18 protein-coding genes are annotated in these 21345 nt (G+C 42.0%); 11 read left to right on the top strand and 7 right to left on the bottom strand.

Annotated features, from left to right (window positions below):
• Positions 1-334 precede the first annotated feature (334 nt).
• Positions 335-481: a hypothetical protein gene (locus MSSIT_RS23995; protein WP_187151901.1), complete on the bottom strand. Its 147-nt coding sequence runs from the start codon at positions 479-481 to the stop codon at positions 335-337.
• A gap of 677 nt (positions 482-1158) precedes the next feature.
• Between MSSIT_RS23995 and MSSIT_RS08435 the strand changes: the two genes are divergently transcribed.
• From MSSIT_RS08435 to MSSIT_RS08410, 6 genes are all read left to right on the top strand, one after another.
• On the top strand, positions 1159-3912 hold the full coding sequence (locus MSSIT_RS08435) for a type I restriction endonuclease subunit R (RefSeq protein ID WP_048171615.1): 2754 nt from the start codon (positions 1159-1161) through the stop codon (positions 3910-3912).
• A 1758-nt stretch (positions 3913-5670) separates the two neighbouring features.
• Complete coding sequence (locus tag MSSIT_RS25650; RefSeq protein WP_082089119.1) at positions 5671-5829, top strand: HTH domain-containing protein; 159 nt, start codon at positions 5671-5673, stop codon at positions 5827-5829.
• A 99-nt stretch (positions 5830-5928) separates the two neighbouring features.
• Positions 5929-7449 carry a restriction endonuclease subunit S gene (locus tag MSSIT_RS08425; RefSeq protein ID WP_082088920.1) on the top strand — a complete coding sequence of 507 codons (1521 nt, stop codon included), beginning with the start codon at positions 5929-5931 and terminating at the stop codon, positions 7447-7449.
• Positions 7450-7458: 9 nt separating this feature from the next.
• Positions 7459-8892, top strand: coding sequence for an RNA-binding domain-containing protein (locus MSSIT_RS08420; protein WP_048171611.1), 1434 nt, complete (start codon positions 7459-7461; stop codon positions 8890-8892).
• Entirely contained in the window at positions 8885-10381 is a 1497-nt protein-coding gene (locus tag MSSIT_RS08415) for a class I SAM-dependent DNA methyltransferase (protein ID WP_048171609.1), read from the top strand. The genes MSSIT_RS08420 and MSSIT_RS08415 overlap by 8 nt, the downstream gene beginning before the upstream one ends.
• Positions 10382-10841: 460 nt before the next feature.
• Entirely contained in the window at positions 10842-11606 is a 765-nt protein-coding gene (locus tag MSSIT_RS08410; RefSeq protein ID WP_048171608.1) for an ABC transporter permease, read from the top strand.
• 330 nt (positions 11607-11936) lie between these two features.
• Here the strand turns inward: MSSIT_RS08410 and MSSIT_RS08405 are convergent, their stop codons facing one another.
• The 4 genes from MSSIT_RS08405 to MSSIT_RS08390 all read right to left on the bottom strand — a co-directional run bounded on the left by MSSIT_RS08405 (position 11937) and on the right by MSSIT_RS08390 (position 14903).
• Positions 11937-12467 (bottom strand): metal-dependent hydrolase, encoded by a 531-nt coding sequence (locus MSSIT_RS08405; protein ID WP_048171605.1) that lies wholly within the window; start codon positions 12465-12467, stop codon positions 11937-11939.
• 244 nt (positions 12468-12711) lie between these two features.
• Entirely contained in the window at positions 12712-13329 is a 618-nt protein-coding gene (gene pspAB, locus MSSIT_RS08400) for a PspA-associated protein PspAB (protein WP_048171603.1), read from the bottom strand.
• A gap of 141 nt (positions 13330-13470) precedes the next feature.
• Positions 13471-14355 (bottom strand): zinc metalloprotease HtpX, encoded by an 885-nt coding sequence (gene htpX / locus MSSIT_RS08395; RefSeq protein ID WP_048171601.1) that lies wholly within the window; start codon positions 14353-14355, stop codon positions 13471-13473.
• Between the two features lie 230 nt (positions 14356-14585).
• Positions 14586-14903: a hypothetical protein gene (locus MSSIT_RS08390; RefSeq protein ID WP_048171599.1), complete on the bottom strand. Its 318-nt coding sequence runs from the start codon at positions 14901-14903 to the stop codon at positions 14586-14588.
• Between MSSIT_RS08390 and MSSIT_RS08385 the strand changes: the two genes are divergently transcribed.
• From MSSIT_RS08385 to MSSIT_RS08375, 3 genes are all read left to right on the top strand, one after another.
• Positions 14902-15705, top strand: a complete 804-nt coding sequence (locus tag MSSIT_RS08385; RefSeq protein ID WP_048171597.1) for an ABC transporter ATP-binding protein — start codon at positions 14902-14904, stop codon at positions 15703-15705. The genes MSSIT_RS08390 and MSSIT_RS08385 overlap by 2 nt on opposite strands.
• Positions 15702-16454: an ABC transporter permease gene (locus tag MSSIT_RS08380; protein WP_048171595.1), complete on the top strand. Its 753-nt coding sequence runs from the start codon at positions 15702-15704 to the stop codon at positions 16452-16454. The genes MSSIT_RS08385 and MSSIT_RS08380 overlap by 4 nt, the downstream gene beginning before the upstream one ends.
• A gap of 198 nt (positions 16455-16652) precedes the next feature.
• On the top strand, positions 16653-17279 hold the full coding sequence (locus tag MSSIT_RS08375) for a LysE family translocator (RefSeq protein ID WP_048171592.1): 627 nt from the start codon (positions 16653-16655) through the stop codon (positions 17277-17279).
• 192 nt (positions 17280-17471) lie between these two features.
• Here the strand turns inward: MSSIT_RS08375 and MSSIT_RS08370 are convergent, their stop codons facing one another.
• Positions 17472-18371, bottom strand: a complete 900-nt coding sequence (locus MSSIT_RS08370) for a hypothetical protein (RefSeq protein ID WP_048171590.1) — start codon at positions 18369-18371, stop codon at positions 17472-17474.
• 409 nt (positions 18372-18780) lie between these two features.
• Between MSSIT_RS08370 and MSSIT_RS08365 the strand changes: the two genes are divergently transcribed.
• Complete coding sequence (locus MSSIT_RS08365) at positions 18781-19449, top strand: hypothetical protein (RefSeq protein ID WP_048171589.1); 669 nt, start codon at positions 18781-18783, stop codon at positions 19447-19449.
• Positions 19450-19453: 4 nt separating this feature from the next.
• A complete protein-coding gene (locus MSSIT_RS08360) occupies positions 19454-20215 on the top strand; it encodes a transposase (protein ID WP_082088919.1) in 762 nt (253 codons plus the stop codon).
• Here the strand turns inward: MSSIT_RS08360 and MSSIT_RS08355 are convergent.
• Positions 20165-21022, bottom strand: a complete 858-nt coding sequence (locus MSSIT_RS08355; RefSeq protein ID WP_048171585.1) for a right-handed parallel beta-helix repeat-containing protein — start codon at positions 21020-21022, stop codon at positions 20165-20167. The two genes, MSSIT_RS08360 and MSSIT_RS08355, sit on opposite strands and share 51 nt — an antisense overlap.
• Between the last annotated feature and the right edge of the window lie 323 nt (positions 21023-21345).

Here is a 21345-nt window from a genome sequence, read left to right as displayed (position 1 = left end):
GTCCCGTGCCCGGGATGATTTTCTGGGTGCTCCGCAGGCTTCGAAGTCCAACAGAAAAGGAGAATTCAATCTTTTGCATGCATTGTAAGTAATTCCTTTCGATCTTGGAACACTTCTTCAAGAGCCCTCAGAAAATCCTCATGCTACTCAAATATAAGATACGTTCCTTTTTCTTCCATATGAGGACCTATCTTCCCGGAACATATCAAAAAATTAATTTAAAAGTGGATGGTAAAGTTTTGAGTCCCTGTTCTCAAGTCCCTACCTGCGATCCAGCTCATCGATTAAGAGGAAACCCTATTACCCTTAATCTATACATCTTTATCAGTGCTTTTTATGTCGTGTCAACACATTTATTTTTGTGACGACAAATAAAATAGCCTACACATACGCCTTTCACAAAACCAATTAAACCGGCGCCCATAACAACACAAAAAGCTATTTTTGCAACTTTTTTGCATACTCTTTTAACCCCATCCATCGATACACCTCTATTATTTTAACTTTCGATTAAGTTTTTCTTTATTTCATGTGTTCTAATATTCATCTGTTCTAATATTATAGTACTAAATGCGTAAGTACATTTTGTTATGCTTAGTATATTGTTGAGATCTGCGCGCCACAAAAAATGAGACGTATTTTTTGAATTGTAAACATATTCTCAAAACTCTCATTATATCCATCTGTAGAACTCTCTGCCGCCTGCTTACGGACAGGTGCCCGAAAATATCAGTGATCTGTATAACAAAAGAGTCGGTTCCAGGGGTGCTTTTTCTGCGGGATTTCTGTAATACCTTCCTTTCAGGGTACGAAACTACAAAAGCCGCTTCAATTGCCAGCATGCTTGTTATTTTTGTACGCGACTGTAGAACAGCAGTAATCCGGTTTTTAAGATGTAGATTTGTATAACTGTGAAATTATTTTCGTCTAATACAAGATCGAAAGAGTTAATTATATATTAGGTATCTGTAAAAACAAAATTATAAATTATATCATAAAATATCATTAGCAGATCAAATTAGATTCGAGTTTAGTACCCATGGGTGAATATTTTCATAAATTGTGAGTCTCCAATTTAAGTTATAATGAGAGAGTGCCGAAACTGGCACCCCCTATCTGGAAAAGGAGAATGGAAACAAGTTTCGGTGGTAAAGATATATGAGTGACAACCAGACCCCTGAGCAAAAAGCCAGAAATGAAATTGATAAAAAACTAAATAACGCTGGCTGGATTGTGCAGAAAAAAAGCAAGATAGAGTGGAGTGCTTCAAGGGGTATTGCAGTTAAGGAATATTTGACCGATGTAGGGCCTGCTGATTATGTGCTGTTTGTTGATAAAAAGCCAGTCGGAGTCATTGAGGCAAAAAGAGACGAGGAAGGCCACCGATTAACTGTTGTAGAAGAACAATCATCCGAATATGCTTCAAGTAAGCTAAAGTACCTTAACAATGACCCCCTTCCTTTTGTATATGAAAGTACCGGGGAACTTACACGGTTCACAGATTTTCGCGACCCCAAACCGAGGTCAAGACCTGTTTTTTCTTTTTTCAGCCCGGAGACTTTTGATGAATACTTAAAAAAGAAACCCTTGCGAGAAAGGCTGCTTGACATTCCTGAACTGTACACAGACGGGCTGCGGGACTGCCAGATAACAGCGATCTCAAAGCTTGAAAAGTCCTTTAAGGACAACCGCCCGAGAGCTCTTGTCCAGATGGCTACAGGTTCCGGAAAGACGTATACTGCCATAACCTTCATTTACCGATTACTGAAATTTGCGAATGCAAAAAAGGTGCTCTTCCTTGTTGATACCAAAAACCTTGGTGAACAGGCAGAACAGGAATTCATGGCTTATGTGCCCAATGACGATAACCGCAAATTTACCGAGCTGTATAATGTGCAGCGCCTGCGTTCCAGTTACATCTCTTCGGACAGCCAGGTGTGTATTTCCACAATCCAGCGGATTTACTCCATCCTGAAGGGTGAAGAGCTGGACGAGAAAATTGAAGAAGAAAACCCTGCCGAGAGGGGCTGGCAGCCAAGGGAGCCACTTCCTGTAGTATATAATGAGAAGGTTCCCGTTGAAGAATTTGATTTTATCGTCATAGACGAGTGCCACCGCTCCATATACAATCTGTGGCAGCAGGTGCTGGACTATTTCGATGCTTTTCTGATAGGCCTTACAGCAACACCGGACAAACGCACTTTCGGGTTTTTCAATGAAAACGTTGTTAGCGAGTACAGCCATGAAGATGCTGTTGCAGACGGCGTGAATGTGGGTTATGATGTGTATACCATCGAGACTGAAATCAGCAAAAACGGGGCAAAGATTGCTGCAAAGGAATTTGTGGACAAAAGGGAGAAGCTTACCCGCAAAAAACGCTGGGAACAGCTTGATGAAGAGTTCAGCTATGATGCCCGGAAACTGGACAGGGACGTGGTCAACCCCAGCCAGATACGGCATGTGATACGGACTTTTAAGGAAAAGCTGCCTGAGATCTTTCCCTGCAGAAAGGAAGTCCCGAAAACCCTGATTTTTGCCAAGAGCGACAGCCATGCCGATGATATTATCAATATCGTTCGGGAAGAGTTTGCGGAAGGCAATGCATTTTGCAAGAAAGTGACCTATAAAGCCGAAGAAGACCCAAAATCAATATTATCGGCTTTCCGCAATGAATACGACCCCAGAATAGCAGTTACAGTGGACATGATCGCCACGGGCACGGATGTCAAGCCGCTGGAATGCCTGCTCTTCATGAGAGACGTTAAAAGCCGGAACTATTTCGAGCAGATGAAAGGCAGAGGCACGCGGACCCTGGGCTACGATGACCTGAAAAAAGTGACTCCTTCGGCAGTTTCGGACAAGACTCATTTTGTGGTTGTGGACGCCGCTGGCGTTACAAAAACGATGAAAACCGACAGCCGGCCTCTGGAACGCAAGAAAAGCACATCTCTGAAAGACCTGCTTGCAGCAGTAACCTTTGGCGCACAGGACGAAGACCTTTATGTTTCCCTGGCTAACAGGCTGGCAAGGCTGGACCGGCAGTTAAGCGAGAACGAAAGAGCCACTTTTGCGGAAAAAGCGAACGGAAAGACCATCAACCAGACAGTCAGGGACCTGCTCTATGCGTATAACCCTGACATTATCGACCTCCACGCCTCCGAAATCAAACAGCTCCATCCGGAAATTCAGGACGTTGAGGCAAAGAAAAAGGCGCAAGAAAAGCTAATTGATATTGCCAGATCCACTTTTTCCGGCGAGCTAAACGAATATATTGAAAACGTCCGCAAAGTCCATGAGCAGATTATCGATACAGTGAACACCGACACCGTCCACAGGGCCGAGTGGGACAAAGACGCTGTGGTAAGGGCGGATGAGCTGGTCAGTGACTTTAAGACATATCTGGAAGCTAATAAGGAAGAGATCGCAGCCCTGAGAATTTTCTACAACCAGCCTTACCGGCGCAGGGAAGTCACCTTTACGATGATAAAAGAGGTGCTGGACAAATTGAAGCTCGAAAAACCCCACTTTGCCCCTTCCAGGATCTGGCAGGCTTACGAACAGCTCGAAAAGGTGAACGGAAACTCCCCGAAAAACGAACTCACGGCTCTCGTCTCCTTAATCCGCAGGATAACCGAAATCGACCCTGTACTGACCCCCTACGACCAGACCGTGAACCGCAACTTCCAGGATTGGGTGTTCAAAAAACAGGCCGGAACCCTCAAGTTCAGTGAAGACCAGATGAACTGGCTCCGTATGATAAAAGATTATGTTGCAACAAGCTTCCACCTGGAAATCGAGGACCTTGATTACACCCCCTTTGACGCTCTTGGCGGGCGCGGCAGGATGTACCAGCTTTTCGGGGACGAGATGAATGCGGTTATCAGTGAATTGAATGAGGCACTGTCAGCATGAAAATGAAATGAGAAGAACGGGTTGGGTGAAAATTTTGGTGATGACCGGATGAAAAGTTTGGTGAAAACTCTGGTGAAAAACTGGGTGAAATCGCGAGTAAAAGTAAGAAATAAGATCCGGAGGACAATTAAGAGAAATATCCGGAGATGAGTTCGGAGAAAGTTTCGGATAAAACTGTGGAGAAACTGTGGAGAAATTGTGGGGTGAAAAGCTGGGTGAAAAGGGGGGTGAAAGCGGGATGAAAGTGGGGTGAAAAGGGGGTGAAAAGTTCTTGTACATAATCCAGCGAGGCACTGGCGGCGTAAGCAAAAATAGGAAATTAGTAAATATTATCGTGATGATCATAATATAATCTTCAAATGTTGCCGTCTTTTTTTCCTCATCAACAGAAAAAACCAGAACAAAGTGTTTGTCAATGTGCACTCTTTTGAGATGGTTCATCAGGGCCCTTAAATTTTTGAATCTAAGTGGGTCCCAGCTGATTTCTTCTGTTTTATTAAAAATATTTTAAAGTTCTTTTTGATTCTTGTGTGCTAACCTTTCGAATTTGCCATCAAGCCCCTATCTGATTTTTAAACAATGCATAAAAATTTGTAAAGCATTTGATGTAACGCACTGATTGACAGAGCATATGACAGATGATTTACAGGCAGACTTTGAAAAAAACGAGTCAGAAATATTACCCTCGGTAATTATACCGTTAGTATTATATACAGGAACTTACATATTATATATTGTTCACAAGGAACAAAGCTGTAAAATGAAGCAAATTCAGGACAGAGTAAAGCTTAGTCCCGCAATGAACTTCATTGACGTGTAAGCTGTAAAATGGAGCAAATTCAGACGGCTTGAGAACCGATCTCGAAATCTACTTCATTGGCGCGTGAACTGTAAAATGAAGCAAATTAAGGACAGTCTGAAAGCTATCCAGTATATACTTCATTAACGCGTAGCTATAAGGTGGAGCAAATTAAGGACAGCCTGAAAACTGACCCGAAATCTACTTCGTTGACGCGTAAGCTATAAGGTGGAGCAAATTAAGGCGGCTTGAAAACCTATCCCTAAATTGACTTCATTGATGCTTTTACTGCGAGGTGGAGCAAATTCAGGACAGAGCAAAATCTGATCCGGTAACATACTTCATTGACGCGTAAGCATAAGTTGGAGCAAATTCAGGAAGGTTTGAAAACCTATCCCGTAATTATACTTCATTTATGGCGTAAACTGCGAGATGAAGCAAATTAAGGCAGTCTGAAAGCTGATCCAGTAATATACTTCATTGGCACGCAAACTTAAAATGGAGCAAATTCAGGACAGAGTAAATCTCAGCCCCGCAATAAACTTCATTGTTGCAGACCAAACCTTGTGAACCCCTTATTCACTCTTTTAATCAAAGTTAAAGCGTATATACCTCATTTCTCTTCCTTTACTACTTTTCTCCATTTCGTTTTAGATGTTTGACAAATGACATCATGAAACTGTTTTGTGGCAAAATAACCATAATTTTTCTTCGTTTGCGGCTCTAAGTTTGTGGCTCTAATGCAGGCGTATATGCCGCTATCAGTTCTAATTTCTTATTAAACTGATTAAAAGGCACAAGTAAACAATTATTTAATCAACTGACATCTTAAAAGTACTCCAAAATTGATAATGAATGGTTCGGAGAAAAGTTCGGAGAAAAGTTCGGAGAAAAGTTCGGAGAAAAGTTCGGAGAAAAGTTCGGAGAAAATACTCCACTTTATCTCATAAAATAAATACATTTCTGCTCAGGAACTAGCCACACTATTAGGGATTAGTTCGCATGCAGTTGAAAAACAGATTGCAAATCTCAAAGACAAAGGACTTTTAAAAAGGATAGGTCCGGATAAAGGTGGCTATTGGGAAGTTAATCTGGAAAACAGAGAACTTAACTCCTGAGAGTAAATCGGGTGAAAAGTTGGGTGAAAAGTTGGGTGAAAATACACCGGATGATTAGTGATATTATTAACAAAATAAAAGAGGCTTTGACTGATTAAGATGAAAACGATTAAATCTTTAACTGAAGCCGAAATAGCTGAATTGCCCATATTACCAGATGGGTGGAGTTGGGTGAGGCTGGGAGAATCAATTGAAGTTTTAACTGACGGTTCTCATTTTTCACCAAAATCTATTGGCAAAGGTTATCCGTATATAACGGTAAAAGATATAAAAAATGATCAAATTGATTTTGACAATTGTTCAAAAATCTCAGAGGATGACTACAACAATCTTGTTAAAAGTGGATGCAAACCTTATAAAGGAGATGTACTCTTTTCAAAGGATGGTACTGTTGGCAAAGTGTCATTAGTAAGCTTTGAAAGAGATTTTGTGGTTTTATCTTCTTTAGCCATCATTCGCCCATTTACCAGTATAAATAGTTCTAATTCTAAGTTTTTGTTTTGGGTATTTAAATCCAGTCATTTCTTGAACCAAGCTCTAAAAAGCAAAAAAGGAGTGGCAATACGCAGAATTATTTTAAGGGATTTGAAAGCACTTATTATTCCATTCCCTCCTCTCCCCGAACAACGCGCCATAGTCTCCAAAATCGAGCAACTCTTCAGTGAACTGGACAACGGTATTGCCAACCTCAAACTGGCACAGGAACAGCTCAAAGTTTATCGGCAGGCGGTGCTGAAGAAAGCATTTGAAGGAGAGCTTACAAAAAAATGGCGGGAGCAGCAGACGGATTTGCCTAATACACAAAATTTGATGGAGCAAATTCGAAGGGAATGGGAAGAAGCTACGAAAGCTTCTGGAAAAAAGACGAAAGCAGTAAAAAATCTCACCGAGGCGGAATTAGAAGAATTATCCCTACTACCAGAGGGGTGGGGCTGGGTAAAGTTAGGTCGAGTTGTATGGTCAGTTAAAGATGGACCTCACTACAGCCCTAAATATGAAGAAAATGGAATTCCATTCATTTCTGGTGGTAATGTCAGACCTTCAGGTGTTGATTTTTCCAATGTTAAGTATATTTCAAAGGAACTTCATGAAGAATTATCTAAAAGATGTAAACCTGAGTTAAATGATATCTTGTATACTAAGGGAGGAACAACCGGTGTTGCAAGAGTTAATACTTATGATTTTGATTTTGATGTTTGGGTTCATGTAGCCGTCCTTAAAACTATAAAATCTATCTATCCTTTTTACCTACAACATGTATTGAATTCTTCTCACTGTTATCGTCAATCCCAAAAATACACGCATGGAGTAGGAAATCAAGATCTGGGATTAACAAGAATGATATTAATTACTTTACCAATTTGCTCATTCTCCGAACAAGAGGTCGTCGTTCAAGAAATCGAAACCCGCCTTTCAGTCTGCGACAAGATAGAACAGGATATTGAAACGAATCTGGAAAAAGCTGAAGCACTGCGGCAGAGTATTTTGAAAAAAGCGTTTGAAGGGAAGTTGCTTAATGAAAGGGAGCTGGCAGAGGTTCGAGGAGCAGAGGATTGGGAACCGGCTGAGGTTTTGCTGGAGAGGATAAAGGCTGAAAGAGTGAAAAATGGGAAAAAGTGAGGAACTATTATGATCTCTGAACAATTAAAAAGCATTATTAGGGATGGAGAAGGGCTTACTGTAGAATTCAAAGAGTGCAGAGATCAAATAAATCGGGATGTGTATGAAACTGTCTGTGCTTTTTTAAATCGCAGCGGAGGGCACATAGTTCTTGGAGTTGATGACACCGGGAACATTAAAGGAATTAATGCTGATGCCTTGCCTCAAATTAAAAAGGATCTGGTTACTACGTTGAATAACCCGCAAAAGATCAATCCACCTCTGTACATACTGCCGGAAACAGTTAGCGTGGAAGGAAAAACCCTCCTCTACCTGAGTATTCCTGAAAGTTCTCAGGTTCATCGCTGTAATGGAAAAATATTTGACCGTAATGAGGATGGGGATCTGGATGTAACAAACCACCCTGATGCTGTGGCTCATCTCTATATCCGTAAACAGAGTTCTTTTTCTGAGAACCGAATTTATCCTTATGTCAGGCTTGAAGATCTTCGGGATGACCTTATCCAGAAAGTGCGGAAAATGGTCCGTGCCGAAAACCCAAACCATCCATGGGGAACAATGACCGATGAAGAGCTTTTAAGCAGTGCCAGACTATATCTTCATGATTACCAGACCGGCAAAGAGGGTTATACTCTTGCTGCTATTCTTTTACTGGGCAAAGACGAGGTTATCCAGAGCGTCCTGCCCCATTTCAAGACTGATGCCATCCTTCGCAGAGTAAACCTTGACCGCTATGACGACAGGGACGACATCCGAACCAACCTGATAGAAAGCTATGACCGGCTGATGGCTTTTGTTGCAAAACATTTGCCAGACCCCTTCTATCTGGAAAAAGACCAGAGAATCAGCCTTAGAGATCATATTTTTAGAGAAGTTGTTGCAAATATGCTCATTCACAGGGAGTACATAAACGGTTTTCCTGCAAAATTCGTAATTGGAACTGATCAGGTTGTTGCGGAAAATGCAAACCGTCCACACGGGCATGGCAGAATAAATCCTTCCAATTTCACACCATACCCTAAAAATCCTGTAATTGCTCGCTTTTTTAAAGAGATCGGAAGGGCGGATGAGTTAGGTTCAGGTGTCAGGAATCTCTACAAATACACAAGGATTTATTCCGGTGGGGCTGACCCACAGCTTCTTGAAGGAGACATTTTTAAGATAATTGTTCCCGTCACCCCCCAAGCTACCCCCCAAGCTACCCCCCAAGCTACCCCCCAAGCTGAGAACGACAAGATCAACGCATTATTAGAGTATTGTATCGAACCAAGAAGTCGGGAGGAAATTCAAGAGTTTATGGGATTAAAAGATAGGAAACATTTCAGATTAGAAATCCTAAATCCACTTATTCAAGAAGGAAAACTTTTCCTAACCATCCCTGATAAACCGAATAGTCCTAACCAAAAATATTACTCTTATCTCAAAGGTCCAAACCATGTCTGAAAACACCTCATCCATCGTTTCCAAAGTCTGGAGCTTCTGCAACGTCCTGAGGGACGGGGGCGTGAGCTACGGCGATTATCTGGAACAGCTGACCTATCTCATATTCCTGAAAATGGCGGAAGAGTACAGGAAGCCGCCGTACAACAGGGATATCGGCATCCCGGAGAAATACACCTGGGATAATCTGAAACAGCAGCGTGGGGCTGAACTCGATACCCGCTACAAAGAGCTGTTAGAAGAACTCGGGCAAAAGCCGGGGATGCTTGGGCAGATCTTCCTCAAAGCCCAGAACAAGGTCAGCGACCCTGCCATGCTCTACAAGATCATTGATATGATCGACAAGGAAAGCTGGGTCATGATGGGTGTGGACACAAAAGGAGAGATTTACGAAGGGCTCCTGCAGAAGAACGCCGAAGATACGAAAAGCGGAGCCGGGCAGTACTTCACCCCGAGGCCGCTCATCAAGGTAATGGTGCAGTGCCTCCGGCCCGAGCCCATGAAAACAATAGGGGATCCCTGCTGCGGCACAGGCGGGTTCTTTTTGGCAGCTTATGACTTCCTTACCTCACACTACCGGCTGGACCGGGAGCAGAGCCGCTTCCTGAAAAATAAAACCTTTGGCGGGAACGAAATCGTTGCCGGGACCAGACGGCTTGCTTTAATGAACATGTTCCTGCACAACATCGGGGAAATAGACGGAGAGCCTATGATCTCCAATTCCGATGCTCTCATAGCCGATCCGGGTTACCGTTACGATTACATTCTCACAAACCCGCCTTTCGGAAAGAAAAGCAGCATGACCTTCACAAACGAAGAAGGCGAGCAGGAAAAAGAAGACCTCACCTACAACCGCCAGGACTTCTGGACAAGCACAAGCAACAAGCAGCTCAACTTCTTGCAGCACATCCATACGATCCTTAAGACCGGCGGGCAGGCAGCAGTGGTACTGCCGGATAACGTTCTTTTTGAAGGCGGAGCAGGAGAGACCATCCGCAAAAAACTTCTTGAAACTACCGACCTGCACACAATCATGCGCCTGCCGACAGGCATTTTCTATGCAAACGGTGTAAAGGCGAACGTGCTTTTCTTTGAAGCAAAACCCGCATCAAAAGACCCCTGGACAAAAGAAGTCTGGATCTATGACTACCGCACAAATGTGCATCACACCTTGAAGAAAAACCCTATGAAATATTCCGATCTGGAAGACTTTATCAAGTGCTACAACCCTGAAAACCGCCACAGCCGTACAGAGACTTGGAGCGAAGAAGCTCCCGAAGGCAGGTTCCGGAAATTCAGCTACGATGAAATAGTGGCGAGAGATAAAACGAATCTTGATATCTTCTGGCTCAAAGACAAAAGTCTAGCTGACCTCGATAATCTTCCTGACCCTGATATTCTCGCAAATGAGATCATCGAGAATATGGAGGCTTCACTGGCAAGTTTCAAAGAAATAATGGCTACAATTAACGGTGAAGGCGAAGAGAATTGAAACATCTATTTCTTCTTTTTTCCCTGCCAGATAATGGGTTAACCCTCTGACCTTTAAGATCAGGGTAGACTCTCAAGTGGTCTGTTTATCCCCAGAACCCACACCGTGATTCATCCCGCTAAAAAACCCATGACAGGATCACAGAAAACAAGTCTATAGTAACTGAACAGTAAACAAAAAACAAGGTTAATATCTATAGAGTAGAATCTACCGAATATTATGATGCAGTTCCCCGTTAACAGCAAGGAGTTGGCTAAAAATAATCCCCACAAATAAAAAAATCAAAATTCTGTCAGTCGTACTAACGGTACTTGTTATCACAGCCTTATCCCTGCTCACATATTCTCATATTACCTCTGGTTATTGTACGGAAACCATACCCCCAGGCAATATCATTGCTATCTATCAGGCAGACCACACATACGGGGACCTTAATGCAGTTTATGTAAGAGGAGCCGAATTGGATATCGATCCCGAGAACTATGACCGGATGATAAGCTACGAAGACATTCCTCAGATTGCTTCAATGGACGGGGTTGAAAATGTAATTCTTTATGATGCCAGTTATTTGGATCCCATTATTTATACAACTGCAGGCGAAGACAGATTACCGGATAAATTGAATCTCATTGCAGTGCCTGAAGCTATAGCACAGGATTACCTTAATCAGACTGTTATCCCCTACGGGACAGAATATCTGGAAGAAGGCAGGCTTCCTCGGGACGGCTCCCATGAAATTTCAATCTCAAAGAAATTGCTGGAAAAGCACTTTGCATACACCGATGAAATGCTGACCCGGGCAATCGGCAGCAAGGTAAATTATGAAAACGAAACCTATACCATCGCAGGCATAAACAGCTATGATATATGTTACATCTCCTTTGACGCAAAAAGAAACTATGGACTCTATCAGTATGATGCGGATACTTTTGATGAATTTATAAAAAGAAATCTCGACTATAAGCAAACGAATGATTATTTTCATCCGGAATATGCAAATGAAATCTTTATCTTTACAGCGGACGGCTCGGAAAAGTCGGTACTGGACAGGCTTTTTCAAGAGTATCCTGCTGAAAATTACATTTCCAGGGAATATGTTTCTGTATGGAAAAAGACATTTAACGGAAGTGTTCTGCGAAAAATAGTCGTCGTCGATATTATTGGTGTTGCCTGGCTGGGTGTTCTCCTTGTGCTCTTAAACAAAAAGCCCTTTTCAAAAGTATAAAATATAACCTCGTACAAAAGTTGTATTACAGAGAAAAACAGAGGAAAATGAATGAAAAAAATATATGAAAAACCAGATACTCCGACAGCAGGACTTTACATAACAGGCTTCATACTATGCGGTTATTTCATCATTAAAGTCATTCTAACCTTATAAACTGTTTTTTACGAAATCTTCATAATTCTCCCTGCGGATTTCAGCAGAGACCTTCTCTTCCACATGTTTAGTGTTTTTCTACATGTTTAGTGTTTTTCTACATGTTTAGTGTTTTTCTACATGTTTAGTGTTCTTCTCTTCTTATCTTAGCAGAGTTTTTTCTCTTCCGTATCTTCAGAGTTCTTCATTTCCGATTAATTTTTTCGACAGGTAATAAGCCAGAACGAACCCTATTGAGAGGCCCAGGATTTCAATTACATGGCTTTGCAGAAACTCAAGGTGGAAAGAGGCTTCAAACATATCCATGAGGTGTTCCAGTCCGACATAATCTCTGGATTCTCTGGGAAAACTCCACCCGAATAGAGGCCAGAGGAAAGTTTGGGGATCGGACCACATCTGGTCTTCAAAGAGGTGTAAAAAAGAGCCTGCTGTAAGAGAAAGGCCCCTGATGTCCCTGCTTCTTTCGTACATGTACAAACCTATCATAAAGAGAAGAAGGGAAAAAAGCAGGGTATGACCTATAATGCGGCCGCTTGAAAACGTTGAAGCAAAGATTACTTCGCCTATTGGCTTGTCTATCAAATCGGGCAGGATAGCTCCGATTGCCAGATAGCGCGGATCTATGATAGTCCTCAACCGAGGTATAAAAAGCCCAAGCCCGAAAAATATTCCGAGCGTAACGCCCAGATGTCCAAAGAGAAGCATCGGAAATCAGACTGTCCTTTTTTATTTTAATATTTCCTGTTTCGATATAAGGTTTCTATATGAATTTTCATTAAATAGAAGCTAAATATAGAACTTTAAAAAGCAAGAAATTTGAACCCAAATTCTACAGGACTGCAAATTATAAAAGTCTGGCCATCATTATTCCTGGTCGTTATTATACCTGGCTACTATTATTATACCTGGCTGCTGTCATTATACCTGACTGTTATTATGTCGACCACCATTAAAAGGGAATTCCCCAGAGGGGGTACCATTTTTCCACACTTTTTTCAACAGGCATCTCCCTTTCCATTGCGGTTCTGAGCCTGAATTCAAAAGGGCTGTCCCTCTGCCTGTTGGAAAGCGGAATAAAGGGGTAGTAAGTCCCCTGTTTAAAGTTGTAAATCCAGTAAACTGCTTTTCCAGCCCCTGTTTTTGTACCGTGCCCGGCTGTTCCGGCTTCAGGTTCGCTGTCAAACCTGTAAATGGCACAGAGGATCTGCTCGCCAAAGCCGCGGTCTTCAAGGGTCTGGCTTACAAGGTGGATGTTTGCAACCAGGTCTTCGAAATCAGGGTCCCTGAAAATAGCCCAGAGGAAATCAAACTCGTCTTTTTCCATCCTGAATTCGGTTTCCGTCTCTTTTGAGCTGTATTCCAGAAGCTCTTCAATCTCATTTCGGGCAGATTCGTAGGATGTAGCCCCAATCGGCTTAAAACAGATCCCCGCGTATCCTGAAGGCTTTAAGCCCAGACTGCTTTCAAGAGTAATACTGGCTGTGGAAATTGCAAAGAGTTTTTCACTTTTCGCCTTCGGAAGCCTGCTCCGTCCCATAACCGCATCCATAAAATCCCGCAAACCCATTTTAACCTATCTCCTCTGGAAACCATATCACTTGTTGTTAATCTTCCGGACTGCTATTCTGAGTTCTCTGACTGTTATTCGATATATTCTTCTTGTTTATATTCGATTCGTATTCTTCTTGTCTGTTAATTCTGTTCCTGTTTAACTCATTTCCTTCTGCATCTTTTCAAGCTGGGCTAACCTTTTTTCCACGGAGGGGTGAGTGGAAAAGATGTCCATGAACGAAGAGCCCGAGATTGCGGGGATAATGAAGAAGGCATTCATGCCCTCGACCTTCCTGAGGTCCTCACCCGGAACTCTATCCATAAGCCCGCTTATCTTCATCAGGGCAGAAGCGAGGTTTGCAGGCTGCCCGGTGATGATTGCCGATCCCCTGTCTGCAGCAAATTCCCTGTAGCGGGAAAGGGCACGGATCAGCAGGAAACTGACGACCCAGACTGCGATTGAGACCAGCCAGACAAGCAAAATGCCCCCGCCTTCCCGCCGCCTGTCTCCTCCCATGCCTCCGAAATAGAGGCTGTAGCGGACAATGTAGAAAGCTATGGTTGAGATAAAACTGGCAATTGTCAGGACAGCCATGTCCCTGTTCTTGACATGGCTCAGCTCATGAGCAAGCACTGCCTCAAGTTCGGCCGGCGTAAGTTTGTCCATGATCCCTGTTGTGACCGCAACAACGGCTTTACCCGGACTCCTGCCCGTGGCAAAAGCATTCGGCACCCGGGTCTGGACAATTGCTATCTGCGGCTTCGGAAGGTCAGCTATCGCACACAGCCTGGTGACCATATCATGCAGCTGCGGGGCTTCGCTTTCGGAGACAACGTGTGCTCCTGTTGTCCAGAGCACCATTTTGTCCGAATAAAAGTACTGAATGCCCATGAACGCGCCTACAAAAAACAGCATAAACACAGGCGGAGTCCCGCTGTACGAGAGAAAAGCTAGGAAGAAGAGGTAAACTGCCGCCAGAAGGAACATAGTAAAGAGCATCCGTCCCTGAAGTCCCAGGTCCCGTTCCCATTTTCTTTTCATATGCTATTGCTCCTGCCTACTATGATAGGCTTATAAAGCAGATACGAAATAAGTATCTGATAAATTTTCAATAAGGTAAATCAGCTGTAAATCAAACAAACAGCTTCGAAAAAGTAAAAATCCAGATATCAGCAGTACAATCTATCATCAATACCAAATTGTGACCGATATCCTGTCAAAAACCTGAAAATCAACTCCTGTTATCTTCAATAACACATTTCTTCAAAGATTTAAAGCCTTTCCCTTCTGAAAAATAAAAACAAAGCAATAAACAGGTTTGAATATACATGGTACCCGGAAACACCTCCACTTGATAATGATGGATTGGAATCAAAATGGAATTTCCGGAATTGAAAAGGGATTTCAATAATAGAATTTATAAGTAATGTCTTCATTTGCAGTAACAGAAAATATTTTCTATATAAACTCCAGCTTAAACTGCTCAAACTTTCAGGAGCAGGATGCCTTAAATCTGAAAATATAACTCCTTTGATTTGAATGTAACTTAATCCTTTCCTTATTGAAAAAAGAATTTCAGGTTCAGTCATGCAAAACATACTCTCAGTCCAGTCCCTGACAAAAAAATTTGACGATTTTACCGCAGTGAAGGGCATCAGTTTTGATGTTGAAACAGGTTCGATCTTTGCATTCCTCGGCCCGAACGGTGCAGGCAAGTCCACAACTATCAAGATGCTCACGACGGTCCTGAAACCCACAAGCGGGGAAATCCGGATCAACGGATATAACGCCCTTAAAGAACAGGACAAAGCCCGCTCTTCTTTTGGCATAGTCTTTCAGGACTACAGCCTGGACAGTGAGCTTACTGCTTACGAAAACATGGAATACCACTCCGTTATCTACAAAGTCCCCAAAGCCGAAAGGGAAGAGAGGATCAAAACTGCCCTTGAGATCGTCGGGCTCTGGGACCGGCGGAACGATTTAGTGAAAAAGTACTCAGGCGGGATGAAAAGGAGGCTTGAGATTGCGCGGGCGCTTGTCCACTACCCGAGGGTTCTTTTCCTGGATGAGCCTACGGTGGGGCTTGACCCCCAGACGCGAATGTCCATCTGGAGCCACATAAAAAGATTGAATGAAGAAAGGAAAATGACGATTTTCCTGACCACGCACTATATGGACGAAGCCGAAGCGATGGCGGACAAAATAGCAATCATTGACCACGGGAAAATAATCGAATCCGGAACCCTGGCAGAGATCATGGAAAGGACGGAAACCGAATCCTTAGAAGAATCCTTCCTGAAACTCACCGGGAGGGACATCCGGGACGAAAACGGAAACGGAGGGGATAAAATGCGGTTTATGCGGGGCATTGGCAGGAGGCACGGGCATTGATCGAAGTAATCTACATCCTGTGGCTGAGGCAGCTCAAGCACTACTGGCGCTCAAAAGCCCGGCTGCTAGGCTCCCTCGGGCAGCCCCTCCTCTTCATGGTCGCCTTCGGTTTCGGCTTCGGGCCCATGTACACTAGAGCCAGCGGAGGGGGAAACTACATGGACTTCCTGGCACCGGGAATAGTTTCCATGTCGATCCTCTTTACAGCCATCTTTTCCGGACTTGAGGTTATCTGGGACCGGCAGTTCGGCTTTCTGAAAGAAACTTTCGTAGCCCCGATTTCCCGAACGGAAATCATGGTCGGAAAAACCCTAGGAGGTGCAACTATAGCCATGATCCAGGGCTTGATCGTGCTCAGCCTGACTTATGTGCTGGGCTTCAGGATTTCCAGCCTTGCGAGCCTTGGAATGGGTTTAATTTTTATGTCTCTGATAGCCATTTTCTTTACGGGCCTTGGTCTTACGATCGCCTCCTCGATGGAAGATATGCAAGGTTTTCAGCTGATCATGAACTTCCTTATCATGCCTATCTTCTTCCTTTCAGGCGCCCTCTTCCCCCTCGAAAATCTGCCCCCGGCAATCTACTTCATAAGCAGAATCGACCCCCTGACTTACGGCGTGGACGGGCTCCGGGGAGTCCTTTCCGGGATGAGCACGTTTGGAATCTACAGCGACCTTGCAGTAATAGGTACGCTCTCAGTGCTTGTCTGCATAATCGGAGCTTTCCTGTTTTCGAAAGTTGAGGCTTAAGCGCCTTTTTTTCTTCCGGAAATCTCGCTTTAAGGCTAAAGTTCGGGTTTAAAGCTAAAGTACCGTATGAAATCAGAGGATTAAATCAGAGGATTATATATAGCATTAAAGTATCTTCTACATCATTATTGTATAATTATGTACTCTTTAATTGGATGTCCGGATTAGTATACGAAGTGAAAAAATGAGACGATGCGAATGCTGGATCTTATTGAATATTTAGGCATGGGAGCTTTTCTCGGTCTTGCTGCAGGGACATCGCCTGGCCCACTCCTAGCCGTAACTATTTCTGAGACCCTGCAGCACGGCAAGTGGGAAGGAATAAAGGTTGCAGTATCTCCTCTGATTACGGACCTGCCAATAATTTTAGCCGTACTGTTTGTTCTTTCCCACCTGACAGGCTCTGATTTTGTTATCGGGATTATTGCATTTTTCGGGGCTTCATATCTGATATATTCGGGAATGGAATCCCTGAAATCCGGAACGGACAGCTTTGAAATAAAAGAGGCAAAAAAAGACGCCCTTAAAAAAGGAGTTATTGTCAACTTCGGAAACCCGCACCCTTACGTCTTCTGGCTCTCCATAGGCGGGCCAATAATTTATAAGAGCTTCAGCACCCACGTCTGGGCTACAATCCTATTCATAGCCGGGTTCTATATGCTGCTTGTAGGATCAAAAGTGGGAGTCGCACTGATTGTAGAGAAGTCAAAATCTTTTGTCAACAGCAAGTATTACTTATCCATTATCCGGGCTCTTGGGATTGCACAGATTGTCTTCGGCTTGACTTTTATTAAAGTGGGCCTGGATTCGTTGAATGTAATTTGAAGCCTCCCCTTTTGAAGCCGTTCCCATTGAATTTTTATCTCCGTACGTTTCTATTTAAGCCGGGAAAGAAGAAAGGGAAGAGGAGAAAAGAGGAAAAGGGGAGAGGAAAAGAGAAGAAGAAAAAACGAACAGGAAAAGGAGAAAAAAAAGAAAAGCATACAGGGAAAAGGGAAAAGGAAAGGGAAAAAAGCTTCACCACACACTCGGATTATACTCAAACTCGAACTCATTAACCTTTTCTTCATGAAGTCCCAGTTTTTCAAACATCTCCTTAAACACTGCCTGATATTCATCTTCAGGAATTTTTTTTCCGGCGCTGGCTCTATGCATTAGAATGTCTGCACGTACAAATCCGGAACTGCTCACATGAAGTGTATATTTGTTAAATTTGTGGCTGGTGCTGACAGTAATTTCAGGGATTACGTAAGCTATGTATCCTATTTGCGTTCTGTCCCTGTAGAATTCTTCATCATTCCACATACCGGATTCTACAACAGTACTCGTACTGCTTTGATTCAGGTAGGCATAGACTGCCGGAAAATCTACGCTTTCGTTTGTACTCACTTCCGCACCCCACTCTCGCTTTGAGCCTTCAAGCTTCAGTCTCTCAAGTACCTCCTGCGAACCGGTTTCGTTCAGCTCTAAACTCAGCCCCAGCATTTCAAGCATCCACGAATCATCCGGAAAGTCGGATACATCAGGATGATCGGGGTTCCAGAGTGTAATTATCACTTCCGGACCTTCATATTTACAAAATTCAATGTAAGTGTCATCGGACGTATTTTCGTTGTAGTAAAACACAACCCTGTACACCATGTAATCGTTCTCAAACCGCTCTTCAAGGGCTTCGACATTCCCGGGCTCTATTAAAGTTGATTCGTTGAGCCTGGCATCACCGCTAATATCGTATCCCGATTCCTCTGCTTTTACAAGCACCGATTCAAAATCAATAGGTCCTACGTAAATTTCATTTCCGTCATAAGAAGCCTGGTCCATACCGACAAGGAGTGCAGCAAACCCCCCATAAAAAAGTACGATTAAACCCACAGGGATCAGTACTATATATAGTAAAATTTTCAAGGTTTTATCCATATTCCCAACCTCAAGGTTACAAACCTCTGATTTTCCAAATCTCTAATTTCCCAAGCCTTTAATTTCCCAACTCTTATTTTATCCCGGACAGCAGGATGCCTTTTAATTAAAAATCCGACATGGCATAAGAAAACTTCAGGACTCCCGATTCAAGATGGTTAAATTTCATCTGCATTTGGCGGGAAAGTTTCTTCTAATTTTTATTAGTAGTTCTTCTACTTTTTTATATTTTTTGATTATTTGCTTAGCTTGTGTTTCTTTATATTTTCGTAAACAGTACAAACCTTAACTCTGCCTATTTATAGGGACTATATCATCTAATTTGCTTATTTTTTCTCATTTTTAATATCAGTAGAACGATTTCAAATCGAAACTTATATATGCCTATATTCCCTACATAATAGGGATTATGGAACCCTGGGCAAGATGCTGGCTTGAAGATCAGCGTAAAGCTGGAGAAAAATGTCTTGAAATCAAAGTTCGAGGCGCTTGTCATTATGTTTATCGCTCTACGAGTAAATATGACAAAAAAATTAAGAAAGGTCGTAAAGTTTCAGTTTACATTGGTAGACTCGACAAAGATTACGGCTTTATACCTAAAGGTGAGAAACCTAAAACTAATGTGATACCTGTGCCTCACTCTGTCACTGACTATGGAAATTCAATGATTTTACATAATATGATGGGAGAGCTCAAACCTTTTCTCATGAAAAATTTTCCGGAATATTGGGAAGAACTCTATGCAATGTCAATTGTTCGTGTAAATGGATATGTCCCCCTCAAACGAATTAAAGATACTTGGGAAGATCTCTATAATCTTGAAGGTATAAAACCAAATCTTAATCCATCCAATCTTTCAAAAGTGTTAAGGGAAGTAGGCTGTGATAGGTTTGGGCAGAATGAGCTATTCAATCATCTCAAAAATGCAGACACTCAACTCGTCTATGACTTAAGTTCCTGTTTCTCTCGATCTATGAATATTCTACAGGCTGAAAAGGCTACAACAAAGACTGTATTCAAGTTCCCCAAATCAACTTTGCCCTTCTTTGTGGTCTTGATAGTGAAATGCCTACTATGATCAAATCAGTTCCAGGCAGTGTGAAGGACATAAAGACATTATACAAACAATAGAAGAGTTGGATATCAGCGATAAGATACTTCTTCTTGATCGTGGTTTTTTCTCAGAGAACATCCTTAACTGCTTAGAAGAAAAACATATCAAATTTGTGTTACCAACAAAAAGGAACAGCCACTATTATGACACAAGAATACACCTTAATGAAGAATTCATCTATCATGATAGACTCATCAAATGTGGTAAAAGAAAGTTAGGAAATAGGTTCCTATATTTATATGAAGACCTGGATCTAAGACTTGAAGAACAGAAGACGATCTTCAGAAAGAGAGAGGAAGGGAAGATCAGCGATGAAGAGTACTCTTTAAAACAAAATAGAGCAGGGAAGTTCTTGATTATCTCCAATTACGACATAGGAAAAAAGGAGATGTATGAACTCTACAAAAAAAGAGACTCGATTGAAAAGTTGTTTGATGCATACAAAACAACATTAGACGCTGACAAATTGTATCTTCATGATGATGAGAGCGTTTATGGGCATGTGTTTGTGGCATTTCTTTCATTATATGCGTACTGTAAATTGTTGAAGGCAATTAAAAAAGCAGAGATAAATGACAAGGTCTCACCCATTGATATCCTATTGAAGTTTAGAAAAGTGAAAAGTATAAACTTTGGTGAAAAAAGTATCATTACTGAAGTTCCTAAGAAAGTAAGAGAATTAGATAAAACTCTCAAATTCAACATATTCCCTACAAAAAATGGGAGTTAAGGTTAAATAATTATCAGTGGATGCAACGATTCCTATGCCAACAATATTATTAACTGCAATATTATTCAACCCGGTGTTATTATCTGAGTTAACCAGAACGATTCCAAAATAGTTATTTGATAGGATGTTGCTGTCAAACCTTGAATTGCTTGTATTAAATAAAAAAATAGCCTGGGAGTTGTTCTGGAGAACCTGATCTTTTATTGACATGTTCTGGCAGTTGATACAGTAAATAGCCCCGGCATTTGAGGCAGAATTTAAAGCAACATTCGAGACGTTAACAAGATAATAGACAGGTTTTCCATTTACAGTATTGGTAGTATCGATATTATTCCGCATACTCGCATTTCTATACGCAATATAAATCTCAAAATTATATGTGTTATTAACCATCGTGTTATTAACAAGTGTATTGTTACTGGCAAGTTCACTGTCATCTGGGAACAATCGGATTCCTGCCCAGCTATTGTCTGATGCTGTGTTATTGATCAGTATATTGTTGTTAGCATGCCAGAGATGTATTCCTATCTCATTAGCTTGTAAATGGTTGTTTGCAATAGTGTTATACTGCACACTGTCCAGATAAATTCCACTTCCTGAAATGGAATTTTTCAAACTAAAACCTTTGATGGTCACATTGTTCGCAGTTACATGAAAGATGTGATCACCTGGACTAAGAGCTTGAACGATCGTATCTTCCGGATTTCCTGACTTTGAGGTTATTGTTAACTTCTTATCTACATCTACATTTTCGATGTATGTTCCTGTATTAACGAGTATTATATCTCCGTTATTAGAATTGATCACAGCTTGCTGTATAGAGGTATAATCTCCTTCTCCACCGCTATCAACAGTAATCGTATCCGCCGCAACGGTGTTTACATATATTATCAGAAAAGAAAACGCGATTATAAAATAGGTTTTAGTTTTCAGTTAGCCACCTTCTCGGGTGATTCATTATTCATATTTATATTGGGACTTCCGCGGTTGAACTGATGAAGCAATAGACTCTAATCCCCAAGCTATCTAAAAACTATTTTGGTCATAATGTCTATTGTACTTGATTTTATTCATCAGTATGGGGTTCTGCAAGAAGCTTTCAATTCCTGGGGCTCTCATATAGTATGAAA

The sequence above is a fragment of the Methanosarcina siciliae T4/M genome (genome assembly GCF_000970085.1).
GTDB lineage: Archaea > Halobacteriota > Methanosarcinia > Methanosarcinales > Methanosarcinaceae > Methanosarcina > Methanosarcina siciliae.
Note: the sequence above shows the minus strand (reverse complement) of the source record. Positions and strands in the feature narration are given on the sequence as shown.

Coding starts and splice junctions, on each gene's coding strand:
- MSSIT_RS23995 (WP_187151901.1), bottom strand. CDS start 481: ATGGATGGGGTTAAAAGAGTATGCAAAAAAGTTGCAAAAATAGCTTTT.
- MSSIT_RS08435 (WP_048171615.1), top strand. CDS start 1,159: ATGAGTGACAACCAGACCCCTGAGCAAAAAGCCAGAAATGAAATTGAT.
- MSSIT_RS08425 (WP_082088920.1), top strand. CDS start 5,929: ATGAAAACGATTAAATCTTTAACTGAAGCCGAAATAGCTGAATTGCCC.
- MSSIT_RS08420 (WP_048171611.1), top strand. CDS start 7,459: ATGATCTCTGAACAATTAAAAAGCATTATTAGGGATGGAGAAGGGCTT.
- MSSIT_RS08415 (WP_048171609.1), top strand. CDS start 8,885: ATGTCTGAAAACACCTCATCCATCGTTTCCAAAGTCTGGAGCTTCTGC.
- MSSIT_RS08405 (WP_048171605.1), bottom strand. CDS start 12,467: ATGCTTCTCTTTGGACATCTGGGCGTTACGCTCGGAATATTTTTCGGG.
- pspAB (WP_048171603.1), bottom strand. CDS start 13,329: ATGGGTTTGCGGGATTTTATGGATGCGGTTATGGGACGGAGCAGGCTT.
- htpX (WP_048171601.1), bottom strand. CDS start 14,355: ATGAAAAGAAAATGGGAACGGGACCTGGGACTTCAGGGACGGATGCTC.
- MSSIT_RS08385 (WP_048171597.1), top strand. CDS start 14,902: ATGCAAAACATACTCTCAGTCCAGTCCCTGACAAAAAAATTTGACGAT.
- MSSIT_RS08390 (WP_048171599.1), bottom strand. CDS start 14,903: ATGACTGAACCTGAAATTCTTTTTTCAATAAGGAAAGGATTAAGTTAC.
- MSSIT_RS08375 (WP_048171592.1), top strand. CDS start 16,653: ATGCTGGATCTTATTGAATATTTAGGCATGGGAGCTTTTCTCGGTCTT.
- MSSIT_RS08370 (WP_048171590.1), bottom strand. CDS start 18,371: ATGGATAAAACCTTGAAAATTTTACTATATATAGTACTGATCCCTGTG.
- MSSIT_RS08365 (WP_048171589.1), top strand. CDS start 18,781: ATGGAACCCTGGGCAAGATGCTGGCTTGAAGATCAGCGTAAAGCTGGA.